Here is a 12,648-nt window from a genome sequence, read left to right on the forward strand (position 1 = left end):
AGTGGACGGCGGCAGGCCGCGCAGCGCGGGGCCCGCCCGCCAGCCTTACTGCCACTGCGCCTTCGGCACGACCGGCGCACGCGCGCCCGGAAGCGAGGCGGGCGCGAGAGCGTAGAATTCGCCGTTCTGCCACTGGCCGACGCTCCAGACCTCCTGGAGCAGACCGTCCTTCAGCTTGACCTTGCCGATGATGGTGTCGAACGTTCCTGCGCGGATCTCGGCCGCGACTGCGGCGCGATCGAGCTTGCCGACTTTCTCGATCGCCTGCTGGAGCACCTGGAGGCTCGCATAGGTGATCGAGCTTGCCCAGCGATCAGGCTCCTTGCCGGTCGCAGCCTTGTGACGAGCGAGATAGTCCTTCAGCTGCGGCGAGTCCGCATTCCAGCCGCCGATGCCCATCACGCCGTCGCTGTTGGCGGCGAACTTGCCCTTGTAGAGCGGGAAGGCCGTGCCGACGCCGACGTAGAAGACCTTCGGGTTGAACTTCAAGAGCTGCGCCTGCTCGGTCAGCGCGATTGTATCCGGCGGATAGCTGAACGCGACGAACGCATCCGGCTTGGACGCGATTGCGTCCTTCAGCAGCGGCTGAAGATCCTGCGCACCCATGGGATAAGTCTTGTCATAGGTGAGCGTGAAGCCGTGCTTCTTGAAAGCCTCGCGGCCGGCGGCGGACAACTCGATGCCGAACTGATCGGCGATGCTGACCATCGCGATGTTGGGCCCGATCTTGCCTTCGCTCTTCAATTTGCCGAGCAGATCGGCGAGCGCCTCGGAGATCTGCGCGGAGGTGCCGAGCCAGAAGGTCGCGTTCGACCAGCGCTTGGCAAGCTCCGGCGCCTTGTCGGTCACCGACGTGACCGCAAGGTGAGGGTAGCCGAGACGGTTCAGCGTCGGGCCGACCGCGAGGTTGAGGCCCGTGCTCCAGGGCGGAAGAATGAAATCGACCTTGTCCTGGTTGGCGAGGCGCTCGATCGCCTTGACGGCCTCCTCCGAGCTGCTGCGGTCGTCGTATTCGACCACTTCGATCGGCAGCTTCTTGTCGCCGAGCTTGATGCCGCCGGCCGCGTTCACATCCTTCACCCACAGCTCGTAATTGGGCAGGGTCGTGATGCCGGCACCACCGGCATAAGGGCCGGTCTTGGAAATGGCATAGCCGATCCGGATCTTCTCCTGTGCATCGGCTGTGGACGCGAAGGTCCCCAGCGCTGTGGCGAACGCCACCAGGCCAGTGACGCGCAGCAACGTTCGACGGTTCGCCGAAAACATGTCCGATCCTCCCTCGTGTTTCACTCAAGCGATTGTTCGCAACGATGAAAGTGGGTCGTTTCCCCATCGTCCTGATTTCTTTCGGCGTAGCTCGGGAGCCCGCCGCGACCAGGACTTGACCTAGCAAGCACTCTCGGTTTTGTTCGCACAATGGACAGATCCGGGGAAAGGTTGGACGTTTCCGGTCGCACGGGTCAGGTGCGTCGAGCGGTCGCGGGCACCAATCCGCCCGCGCCGGCCACACCGGCGGGATCCGCATCGGTCGGCGCTGCGTTGATCGGATCGCACTATGCTGCGAGACGCTGGATGCTGGCGTCGAAGGCGGCGCGGCCGTTCATCCACCTGCTTTGCCTTCACCGCGGCTCCGCTGCCGAGGTTCGCCAGGCGGGTCAGGTGATTGCATTGACGGGGCCCGCCCTGATCTGGTTGCCGGCCGGATCGACCGAGTATCTGGAGATATCGGCAGGAGCGACTGCCGAACTCTTGCAATTGCGCGCCGGCGTATGGCACCGCTTTTTGCCGCCCTCGGCCGAGCCGGCCTATCTGGCTCTCGAAGGCGCCGCAGGCATCATGACATTGCCGGTGGACCCCGAACTCGTGACGACGATGTCGCGTTCGATCGGCGCAATCGCAAGCGAGATCGCATTGCCGACGCGCAGCGGTGCAGGGTCGATCATGTCGGCCGAGCTGACGCTGTGCGTGCTGCGCTTCTGGCGTCTCTTCGCCGGCAGCAACGATCAGGATGACCAGGGCGGCAGTGCGGAAGTGCTGAGCCGCTTCCGCCGGCTGCTCGAGGAACGATATCACCAGCACCTGCGCGTCAGCGACTACGCCAATCTGCTCGGCATAACCGCGGACCGCTTGCACTCGCTGTGCAGTCGCGAACTCCAGCGCTCCCCAAGCAAGTTGATCCAGCAGCGCGTCGTCAAGGAAGCCGCGACACGGCTGGAGGCGGGCACCGCCGCCGTCAAGCAGGTCGCGTTCGCGCTCGGCTTCAAGGACACCGCGTATTTCAGCCGCTTCTTCCGCAAGCACACCGGCGAGGCGCCCGGCATGTGGCGGCGACGCGTTGCTGCACGCGTGAGGGCCGGCCGATCAAGGCCGACGCTGAATTTCGCGGACTGGCCGTGAGGCCGCGATCGGAGCAAGCCGTGTCGGCAGGAATCTTGTCCCGATCGCGCCGCTGACCGACACAAGACGTGTCGCCCCAGAAACATTCTGAATCAACCAGGTCAGATCTGGATGGAGGCGGCCCAAGGAAGGCAAGCAAACGCGGCTTGCTCATGAGCGCATTGGTCGCACATGCCGTGCACGCGTCTGGAGAGATTCTAACGTGGTTCCTATCGCACTCCGAAATCGCCTGAGTTAGGGCGAGGCAGCAAGAATGATACCGGCGAAGCCGGCAGTGCGTGGGGCTTTAACAGACGTGACAGACTTCCAACTTCCTTCGCGTTCCGACACGCGTCGTCAACGGATTCAAGTGTTTTTCTTCGGTGCGGCCAGCACATTTTCTCTCGCCATGCCCTTCGGTTACGCGCAAGCGCAGACGGAGATTCCCTCCGTCACCGTGGAAGCGCCGGCGCAGCGCGCCCGTCCAGCTGCGGTTACCTCGTCGCGAAGGTCGGCGGAGACACGCGCCGCACGCGCCAATCGTCGCGCTCCCGCGCAGCAGGCCGCGCCAGCTCAGTCGGCATCATCGAACGGCACTACGGGCGAACGCGCCAATGGTCCGGTGCGCGGCTTCGTTGCCACCAGGAGCGGCACCGCCACCAAAACGGATACACCGCTGATCGAAACCCCGCAGTCGGTGTCCGTGGTGACCACCGACCAGATCAGGAACCAGGGTGCGGTCTCGATCGGCGAGGCACTGCGCTATACCGCCGGCGTCAGTGGCGACGTCAATGGCGGCTCCGACACCCGCTTCGGCGCCCTCCAGATCCGCGGCTTCGACACGACCATGTCGGGCCTTTACATCGACGGCTTGCGGGTTCCGTCGAGCAACTACGTGCATTTTAACGGCCTCGATCCCTACGGGGCCGAGCGGTTGGAGGTTCTCAAGGGACCATCCTCGGCGATGTATGGCGGCAGCGGCACCGGCGGCATCCTCAACTACGTGACCAAGCTGCCGACCGCCCAGCAGTTCGGCGAGGTCTCGATCTCGGGCGGCAGCTTCAATCGCTATCAAGGCCAGTTCGACATGGGCGGCCCCGCCAACAAGGAAGGCACCGTGCTGTGGCGCCTCACCGGCGTGGTCCGCGACGGCGAGACTCAAGTCGACTTCACCAAGGACAACCGCGTCTTCATCGCGCCCGCCGTCACCTTCAAGCCCAACGAAGACACCACCATCACCGTGCTCGCCAACTACCAGAGAGATCGGGCAGGGTGGGGCCTCCAGTTCCTGCCGGCCTCGGGCACGGTGTGGCCGAACAACGGTCGCACCATTCCGGTCTCGTTCTTCGCGGGCGTACCGAGCTTCAACGCGTTCAACACCGAGATCGCCACCGCCGGCTACCTGCTCTCGCATGACTTCACCGACAACATCACGTTCCGACAGAACCTGCGCTACGCCTATCAGCACAACGAGGAGAAGGTGTTCTACGGCGCGGGCTATACCGACGAGGCCGCGGGGCAGCTCGCACGTTTCGGCAGCTACAGCAACTCGTACATCAACTCGTTCGCTGTGGACAATCAGCTGCAAGGCAAGTTCGTCACCGGCATCCTCAGTCACACCACGCTGGTCGGGATCGACTATCGGAATACCAACTTCCGCGACACAGCCTATAGCGTCGCGACGTCGTCTCCCACGATCAACGTCTTCAATCCGGTCTACAGCTACGACTACGCTGTGGACGCCCTGCCGAGCGACAACACCGGAGTCAAGCAGTCGCAGGTGGGCCTCTATGCCCAGGATCAGATTAAACTCGGTCGGCTCTCGTTCCAGCTCGGCGGCCGCCAGGATTTCGTGACGACGCAGGTCGACAGCGGCATCTCCAACACGACCGTCTCGAAGGATGCGTCGGCCTTCACCGGCCGCGCCGCCGTGATGTACAATTTCGACAACGGCATCGCGCCCTATTTCAGCTATTCCGAGTCGTTCCTGCCGGTGCTCGCGATCAATTCGTCCGGGCAGATGCTCAATCCCGAGACCGGCGTCCAATACGAAGTCGGCGTCAAGTACCAGCCGATCGGCTGGAACGCGCTGTTCACCTTCGCCGCCTTCGACCTGACGCGCGACAACGTCGTCACCTATGCACCGCCGAGCTATTTCGCTGAACAGACCGGTCAGGTGAAATCCCGCGGTATCGAGCTCGAAGGCACCATGTCGCTCGCCGACGGCTGGAATCTGCGCGCGGCCTATGCCTATGTCGATGCCGTGGTCACGCAGGATCCGGTCAATGTCGGCAAGGCGCCGGTCACCGTGCCGCTCAACCGCGCCTCGTTGTGGAACGACTACACGCTCCAGAACGGACCGCTCGCCGGCTTGCAGTTCGGCGGCGGCATCCGTTATGTCGGCGCGACCTGGGGTGACGACGCCAACACGTTCAAGGTAGGATCGGCGACCGTGCTGGACGCGCTGCTGGCTTACACCCGTGACAATTGGCGCCTGTCGCTGAACGTGACGAACCTTGCCGACACGCGCTATGTCGCTGCGTGTTACAGCCTGTCGGGCTGCTTCTATGCGGAGGGGCGCAAGGCCATCGGCAAGCTGACCTACCGCTGGTGAGTTCGAACCGAGGGCGGTCCGGCAATCGGGAGCCGGCCCTACGGATGAGAGTGGAAGACGATGAGAGCGATATTCGGCCGGCTGCATCGCTGGGCGGGACTGCTGACCGCCGGCTTCCTGTTCTTCTCCGGCATCACAGGCGCGATCATCTCGTGGGACCATGAGATCGATGACGTCCTGAACAGCCATCTGTTCGATGTCTCGACCAAGGGCCCGGCGATTCCCTCGATCGAGCTCGCTGGGATGATCGAGCAGCGCGATCCCCGCGCGCGCGTCGTCTATCTCTTCATGACGCCGGAGGAGGGCCACTCGCTGTGGTTCTTCGTCATGCCCCGAATAGATCCCACGACCGGCAAGCGTTACCCGCTCGACTACAATCAGGTCTTCCTCGATCCCAACACCGGCGCGGAACTCGGCCGGCGCTACTGGGGCGCGGTATGGCCGGTGACGAGAGAGAACTTCGTCTCGTTCCTCTACAAGCTGCACTACACCATGCACATCCCGGAGTTCTGGGGCAGCGACCGCTGGGGCATGCGTGTTCTCGGCATCATCGCCATCATCTGGACCATCGATTGCTTCATCGGCTTCTATCTGACGCTGCCCTCGCGCAGGCGCGCCAAGACAGCGCGGGCCCCCGAAGTCACGCGCCAGCTCGAGCGCGGCTTCTGGGCGCGGTGGGCACCGGCCTGGACCATCAAGACCTCGGGCAGCGCCTACCGGATCAATTTCGACATCCACCGCGCCTTCAGCCTGTGGACCTGGGGCGTGCTGTTCGTCATTGCCTTCACCGCGTTCTCGCTGAACCTCTATTTCGAGGTGTTCTCGCCGCTGATGAAGATGGTTTCGAACTACACGCCGACGCCCTATGAGCAGCGGCCCTATCGCGACCTCGACGACCCCATCGAGCCCAAGGTCAACTTCGCCGACATCGCCGCCCGCGCGGCCGCCGACGGCAAGGGGCGCGGGTGGACGATCCCGGTCGGTGCGATCAGCTACGGGCCCGCCCATGGCGTCTATGCCGCCGCCTTCTTCCATCCTGGCGACGACCACGGCGCCGGCGGCGTCGGCCCGGCGCAGCTCTATTACGACAGCGAGGATGGCCGCCCCATCGGCGAACGGCTGCCCTGGGTCGGCACAGCCGCGGACATCTTCGTGCAGGCACAATTCCCGCTGCATTCGGGCCGCATCGTTGGGCTGTTCGGCCGCATCCTGATTTCGATCATGGGCCTCGTCGTCGCCGCACTCTCGGTCACCGGCGTCGTGATCTGGTGGCGCAAGCGCCGCGCCCGGGTCCGCGTGCGCGAGACCGCGGCGGTGCGCCTGAGCCGGCAGCAACTCACGCCGGCGGAGTAGGGCCAAGCGCTCGTCGCAGGATCAGCGGCAACAGGCCGCCAGCTCGCAAGATCTCACCTTCGAGGTTGGTCTCGATCGCGGCGATCGCGTCGAAACTGTCGATTTCGGCGCCATCACGACGAATGCGAACGGTCACGCCGCTGCGTGGGCGGATCGCGTCGATCGGCGCATCGATCTCGATCTCGTCGGTCGGGCGGAGGCCGAAATCCTCCGGCCGGCGACCGGGGGGGAGGCGGAGCGGAAGGACGCCCATGCCGATCAGGTTGGAACGGTGAATGCGCTCGAAACTGAGTGCCAGCACCGCGCGCACGCCGAGCAGCGCAACGCCCTTGGCGGCCCAGTCGCGTGACGAGCCCATGCCGTAGCGCTCGCCAGCGACCACCACGACGGAGCGGCCTTCGTCGGCATAACGATCCGCCGCGCACCACAGCGCCATCTGCTCGCCGGTGCCGGCATGAATTGTGGTGCCGGGACGCAACCCGGGTGCAAGCAGATTGCGAACGCTCTTGTTGGTGAAGAGGCCGCGCAGCATCACCTCCCAGTTGCCGCGGCGCGAGGCGAAGACGTTGAGATCATGCGCGCTCTCGCCGCGCCTCACCAAATAATCGCCGGCATCGCCAGCGGCCGGGATCGCCCCGGCCGGCGAGATGTGGTCGGTCGTGATGTCGTCGCCGAGCACGAGCAGCGGCGCCGCGGTGTAGCTGCCGAGACGCGTGCCCTTGCCGGGCCCTGCAAACGGTGGCCGGCGGATATAGGTCGAGGCCTGATCCCAGGGAAATAGCGCAGCGCCGGGCGCCTCGAGCGCGGCCCAATCCACGCTCGCCTCGGCGGCGTCGTAGGCGCTGCCATAGTCCCTCGCGTCGCGCGCCTTGGCCAGGGCATCGTCGATCTCGGCGCCGGTTGGCCAGAGGTCGGCGAGCCTGATGTCGCGGCCATCGGAGCTGCGCCCGATCGGATCGCGCAGGATATCGCGACGCGCGTCACCTGCGAGCGCAAATGCGACGACCAGCGGCGGCGAAGCAAGGAAGCCGTTCTCGACCTGCGTGTGGACGCGCCCGGGAAAATTGCGGTTGCCCGAGAGCACCGCGACCGGGGCGATCATCCTCGAGGTCAGGGCCTCGGCCATGACGGGCGCAAGCGGACCGGAATTGCCGATGCAGGTGGTGCAGCCATAGCCGACGATACCGAAGCCGAGCGCTTCGAGATCATCCATGAGTCCCGCACGATGCAGGTAGTTTTCGGCGGTCGGCGAGCCCGGCGCGAGCGAGGTCTTTACCCAGGCGGGCGGCGTCAGCCCGAACATGCGGGCCTTGCGGGCAAGGAGGCCTGCGGCGACCAGCAGACGCGGGTCCGAGGTGTTGGTGCAGCTTGTGATCGCGGCGATCGCGACCGCGCCGTCTGCCGGCGCATCGGCGGGGGAAGCAGTGGCCTCGACGCCGAGCGCCTCGGCGGTACGGCTCGCCGCGATGCGATCCTGCGGGCGGCGCGGACCGGCAAGGCTAAGCTCGACCTCGTCGAGGTCAATAGTGAGCGTCTTGGTGTAGCGCGGGTTGGCATTGGCATCGAACCACAGATGCTGCCGCCGTGCGTAAGCCTCGACGAGCGCGATCTGCTCGGGCGAGCGGCCGGTCTGCGCGAGATAGTCGAGCGTCTGCCGGTCGATCGGGAAGTAGCCGGAATTGGCGCCGAACTCCGGCGTCATGTTGGCGACCACGGCGCGGTCGCCGGCGGAGAGCGTGGCGACACCGGGTCCGTAGAACTCGACGAAGCGGTCGGCGAGATCGATGCGACGCAGGCGCTCGGTGACTGATAGGGCGAGATCGGTCGCGAGCACGCCCTCGCGCAAGGAGCCGGTGAGGCGCACGCCGATCACGTCGGGCACGCGCAGCATGACCGGCATGCCGAACATCACGCTCTCGGCTTCCAGGCCGCCGACGCCCCAGGCCAAGACGCCGATGCCGTTGATCATCGGCGTATGGCTGTCGGTGCCAATCAGCGTGTCGGGCGCGGCCCATGGCGTGCCGTCACGATCGAAGCGGGTGACGACGCTCGCCAGGCGCTCGAGATTGAGCGTGTGCATGATGCCGGTGCCGGGTGGATGTACGCGGACGCCTGACAGCGCCGACGTCGCCCATTTCATGAACCGGTAGCGCTCGGCGTTGCGCTTCAGCTCATGCTGCATGTTCTGCTGGAGCGCATCCTTGCGCGCGAACACGTCGACGCCGATGGAGTGATCGGTCGAGACGTCCACCGGCAGCACCGGATTGAGCCGGTTGGGATCGCCGCCGGCCTCGGCCAGCGAAGCGCGCAGGCCTGCGATATCGACCAGCGCCGGCCCGCACGTCGTGTCGTGCATCAGGATACGCGCGGGCTGGAAGGCGATCTCGCGCTCGCTGGTGCCGTGCGCAAGCCAATCGCGGATCGCGGCGACGGCCTCGTCGCGCTCCTCGCCGGCGTTGCGCAGCACGTTTTCGAGAAGGATGCGCAAGATCACAGGCAGGCGCGTGAGATCGTCACCCATGGCACCTCCGAGATCGGCGATGCGGTAGGTCTTGTCCGCAACGGAGAGGTCGGTCATGACAACGTCCTCAGGCATGCTGCTCGGCCGGCTCGGCGCGCGTCGCGCCGGTGCTTTCCATTCGGGCAAACCAGGTCATCAGGAAGGAGACGAACAGCAGGCCGCTCAGGAACAGCAGGCCGCCATAGGTGCTGCCGGTCCAGTCCTTAATCGCGCCGATCGCGTAGGGGCCTGCAAAGCCGCCGAGATTGCCGATCGAGTTGATCGCGGCGATCGAGACCGCCGCGGTCGATCGGCTGAGGAACAGACCCGGCAATGACCAGAATGGCGACTTGAAGGCATAGATGCCGGCGAGCGCGAGCGAGATCAGGGTCATCGAAACGGCCGGCTGCACGAACAGGCCGGTGAGGGCGAGCGCGCCGGCGCCGAGCAACAGCGGTAGCGCCGAGTGCTTCTGCCGTTCGCCGGTGCGGTCGGAGTTGCGCGACCACAGCACCATCGCGACGGTCGCGAAGGCGTAGGGCAGCATGGCGATGAGACCGATCTCGAAATTGCTCAACGAGCCCGACATGCCCTTGATGATCTGCGGCATCCACAGGCCGATACCGAGATTGCCGACCTGGTAGATGAAATAGATCACCGACAGGAACAGCACTTTCGGGTTGGTGATCGCGGCGATCACGCCGAGATGCTCGACATTGGGACGTGCGGCGTGGTCCTTTCGCAGCTCCCCGGTGAGCCAGTCGCGCTCTTCGGCCGTCAGCCAGCACGCCTGCTCGGGACGATCGGTCATGATGAAATAGTTGGCGATGCCGGCGATCACGGCGGGTCCGCCCTCGAGCAGCAGCATCCAGCGCCAGCCGCTCAGGCCGAAGCCGGAGACGTGATCCATGATCCAGGTGCTGAGCGGGGCGCCCAGGAGATACGACACCGGGATCGCCGCAGTGAACAGCGCCACCGTGGTGGCCTGCTCCTTGGCCCGGAACCAGTAGGTCAGGTAGATGATGATGCCGGGGAAGAATCCGGCCTCGGCGACACCAAGCAGAAAGCGCAGGACGTAGAGCTGCGTCGCGCTCTGCACGAAGGCGGTGGCGGTCGCAACGATGCCCCAGGTGATCAGGATCCGCGAGATCCAGATGCGCGCGCCATATTTGTTGAGCGCAAGGTTGCTCGGGATCTCGAACAGGAAATAGCCGATGAAGAAGATGCCGGCGGCAAAGCCGAAGGCTTCGCTGGTCAGCGCCAGCTCCTTGTTCATCTGGAGCGCTGCATAGCCGATATTAGCGCGGTCGAGATAGGAGATCACGTAGAGGACGAAGCAGTAGGGCACGATGCGCCAGAACACCTTGCGCGTTGTGGACTGCTCGACGGATGTCGTGGACATGGCGGCGCTTCCTCAGGGTTTGTGCTTTTGGCGCGCTTGTCCATCCCTCCGGCAGCCGCCTTCGGGTATTATTGCATTTTAAATTATAAAAGACAATTGCCTAGTTGCGTTAGGCGCGGGGGACCTTGATCAGCCCAGCCCCGGAGATATGCACGCGGAGGAAGTCGGCGGCCTCCTGGCGCAGCCCGTTCTCCAGCAAATCCAGGATGTTGAGATGCTCGCGGCATTGCTGGGGCAGGCGGCTGCGATCGACCGTGATGCGATATTCGACGAGCCGTCGCAGCCGGTTGACGCGCTTGACCGCGTCGAGAAAGAACGGATTGCCGCCGCAGATCATCAGCATCTCGTGGAAGTCGTTGTTGGCGGCGAAAATCTCGGCGCGAGAGGCGCGCTTGTAACCGCCGTCGAGCAGCCATTGCTGCTTTTCCCGCGCTGCCGCAAAGGCCGGGCGGTCGACCTGAAAGCTCGGCAGCATCAGCGCCTGCGGCTCAAGCGCGACGCGCAGCTGGTAGCCTTGCTGATAGCTCTCGCGCGAGGTCAGCAGCGGCCCGAAGGCCCAGCCATTGCCGGGCAGGCGCTCGATCCAGCCTTCATCGGCGATCTCGGTGAGGATCTTCAACAGACGGGTGCGCGACAGGCCGTAGCGGCGCATCAGCTCGCTTTCGCTGACGCGGTCGGGCAGCTTGCCGGACAGCCGGTCCTCGGCGATCGCAAAATACCATTCGTCTTCCTGTTCCGCGCCGCTATCCGCAATCTCGGGCAGCTCGCGGGCGCTTTTGACCAGAAAGAAGCCGCGGTTCGGCTCGGAGCGCACCACGTTCATGTCCTCCAGGATCTGCAGGGCGGCGTTGATCGGCGCGCGCGAGACCCGCAGCGCGTCCGCCAGTGCCTGGCTCGGCAAATGCTGGTCGGCTTCGAGATCATTGACGCGGATGTAGTCGAGAATCCGCGCGGTCATCTGGGAGGCGAGGTTGGGGCGGGGCATGCAAACGACTCGCAAGGGGTCCTAAACAGGGATCATTGGCCGACCCGGCGGATCGGCACAAGCGGCGTCAAGCCCATTGAGCCTATCCCATCATTGTGTTTTAAGTGATAAAAAGCAATGTATGGAGAGGGTGGTGTCGCCAACGAATTTGCCGGACCGGCAGGGCCTCGTGTCCCGGCGGGACGTTGTGTCCCGGCGGAGCCTGGCGCATCTCGCGATCAGCGGCGCACTGGCTGCCGCAGCGGCCTCTCAATCGCGCGCGCAGCCGCGCCAAACATCGGGGGAGCAGACCATGCCCGCAGGATCGGCCTCGTATGTCTATGTCGGCGCGCGCACTACGAAGGAGCGCAACGCCCGCGGCGACGGCCTCAACGTCTACCGCATGGACAATGCAAGCGGCGCGTGGACCCACCTCCAGCTGCTCAGCGATCTCGTCAATCCGTCGTTTCTGGCCTTCGACCGCACGCAGCGGTTCCTTTATGCGGTGCACGGCGATCTCAGCGACATCACCGCCATGGCGATCGACACTGCAAGCGGCCGGCTTCGGGTGATCAGCCGGCAGAGCACGGAAGGCAAGAATCCCGTGCATCTCGCAATCGACCCCAGCAACCGCTTCGTCGTGGTCGCCAATCATGTCACCTCGACATTGGCGCTGCTGCCGCGCCACGAGGACGGCTCGCTTGGTGCCGTCATCGATCTGGTCAAGCTGGAAGGCAAGATCGGGCCGCACCGGGTCGAGCAGCCCTTTGCAAAACCTCACCAGGTGGAATTCGATCCGACCGGCGCGTTCATCATCGTGCCGGACAAGGGGCTGGACGTCGTCTTCACCTATCGGATCGATGCCGAGAAGGGGAAGCTGCTGCAGGTCGGCCAGCCAGTTCAGGCGCGAGAGGGCGCTGGCCCGCGCCATGTCGCGTTTCATCCCGCAGGCCGGCTGGCCTATGTCGTCAACGAGCTGGATTCGACGGTGACCGGCTATCACTTCGATGCTGCCTCCGGCAGCCTCAAACCGTTCCAAGTGGTCTCAGCCGTGCCCGATACATTCACCGGCAACAGCCGGGCGGCGGAGATCGCGGTGTCGGCCGACGGCCGCTACGTTTATGCCTCGAACCGCGGCAACGATAGCATTGCGATCTTCGCGATTGACGCTGCGAGTGGCCGGCTGACGCCTGCGACGTGGACATTGAGCGGCGGCAAGACGCCGCGCTTCTTCGCGCTCGGGGTGTCCGACAGATTCCTGTTTGCCGCCAACGAAGACAGCGACACGGTGACACTGTTCACGCGCGCACAGGATGGTCACCTCGCGGCGACTGACAAAGTGGTCAGGGTCGGAAGCCCCGTCTGCATCCTTTTCAGAGAGAGCCAGTCGTAGGTCCACGAGACCATTTGCTTGTCCATCCGGCTGGGTTGCGTCGCCG

The 12,648-nt window shown here is 64.9% G+C and carries 8 protein-coding genes; 4 read left to right on the forward strand and 4 right to left on the reverse strand.

Features of this window, described 5'->3' with window-relative positions; genetic code table 11:
- Positions 1-45: 45 nt before the first annotated feature.
- The gene (locus tag NLM27_RS13575; RefSeq protein WP_254143773.1) at positions 46-1,266 is read right to left on the reverse strand and encodes an amino acid ABC transporter substrate-binding protein; all 1,221 of its coding nucleotides are present in this window, start codon (positions 1,264-1,266) and stop codon (positions 46-48) included.
- A 306-nt stretch (positions 1,267-1,572) separates the two neighbouring features.
- Between NLM27_RS13575 and NLM27_RS13580 the strand changes: the two genes are divergently transcribed.
- The 3 genes from NLM27_RS13580 to fsrB all read left to right on the forward strand — a co-directional run bounded on the left by NLM27_RS13580 (position 1,573) and on the right by fsrB (position 6,343).
- Complete coding sequence (locus NLM27_RS13580) at positions 1,573-2,397, forward strand: helix-turn-helix domain-containing protein (RefSeq protein WP_254143774.1); 825 nt, start codon at positions 1,573-1,575, stop codon at positions 2,395-2,397.
- Positions 2,398-2,998: 601 nt separating this feature from the next.
- Positions 2,999-4,990: a TonB-dependent siderophore receptor gene (locus NLM27_RS13585; protein WP_254148820.1), complete on the forward strand. Its 1,992-nt coding sequence runs from the start codon at positions 2,999-3,001 to the stop codon at positions 4,988-4,990.
- A 60-nt stretch (positions 4,991-5,050) separates the two neighbouring features.
- The gene (gene fsrB, locus NLM27_RS13590; protein ID WP_254143775.1) at positions 5,051-6,343 is read left to right on the forward strand and encodes a siderophore utilization protein FsrB; all 1,293 of its coding nucleotides are present in this window, start codon (positions 5,051-5,053) and stop codon (positions 6,341-6,343) included.
- Here fsrB and acnA read toward each other — a convergent pair.
- From acnA to NLM27_RS13605, 3 genes are all read right to left on the reverse strand, one after another.
- Positions 6,327-8,921, reverse strand: a complete 2,595-nt coding sequence (acnA, locus tag NLM27_RS13595) for an aconitate hydratase AcnA (RefSeq protein ID WP_254143776.1) — start codon at positions 8,919-8,921, stop codon at positions 6,327-6,329. The two genes, fsrB and acnA, sit on opposite strands and share 17 nt — an antisense overlap.
- A 10-nt stretch (positions 8,922-8,931) precedes the next feature.
- Positions 8,932-10,245: an MFS transporter gene (locus tag NLM27_RS13600; protein WP_254143777.1), complete on the reverse strand. Its 1,314-nt coding sequence runs from the start codon at positions 10,243-10,245 to the stop codon at positions 8,932-8,934.
- A gap of 109 nt (positions 10,246-10,354) precedes the next feature.
- Positions 10,355-11,230: a GntR family transcriptional regulator gene (locus NLM27_RS13605; protein ID WP_254143778.1), complete on the reverse strand. Its 876-nt coding sequence runs from the start codon at positions 11,228-11,230 to the stop codon at positions 10,355-10,357.
- Positions 11,231-11,522: 292 nt separating this feature from the next.
- Between NLM27_RS13605 and NLM27_RS13610 the strand changes: the two genes are divergently transcribed.
- Positions 11,523-12,602, forward strand: coding sequence for a lactonase family protein (locus NLM27_RS13610; RefSeq protein ID WP_254143779.1), 1,080 nt, complete (start codon positions 11,523-11,525; stop codon positions 12,600-12,602).
- Positions 12,603-12,648 lie beyond the last annotated feature (46 nt).

Source organism: Bradyrhizobium sp. CCGB12 (assembly GCF_024199845.1).
Taxonomy (GTDB): Bacteria; Pseudomonadota; Alphaproteobacteria; order Rhizobiales; family Xanthobacteraceae; genus Bradyrhizobium.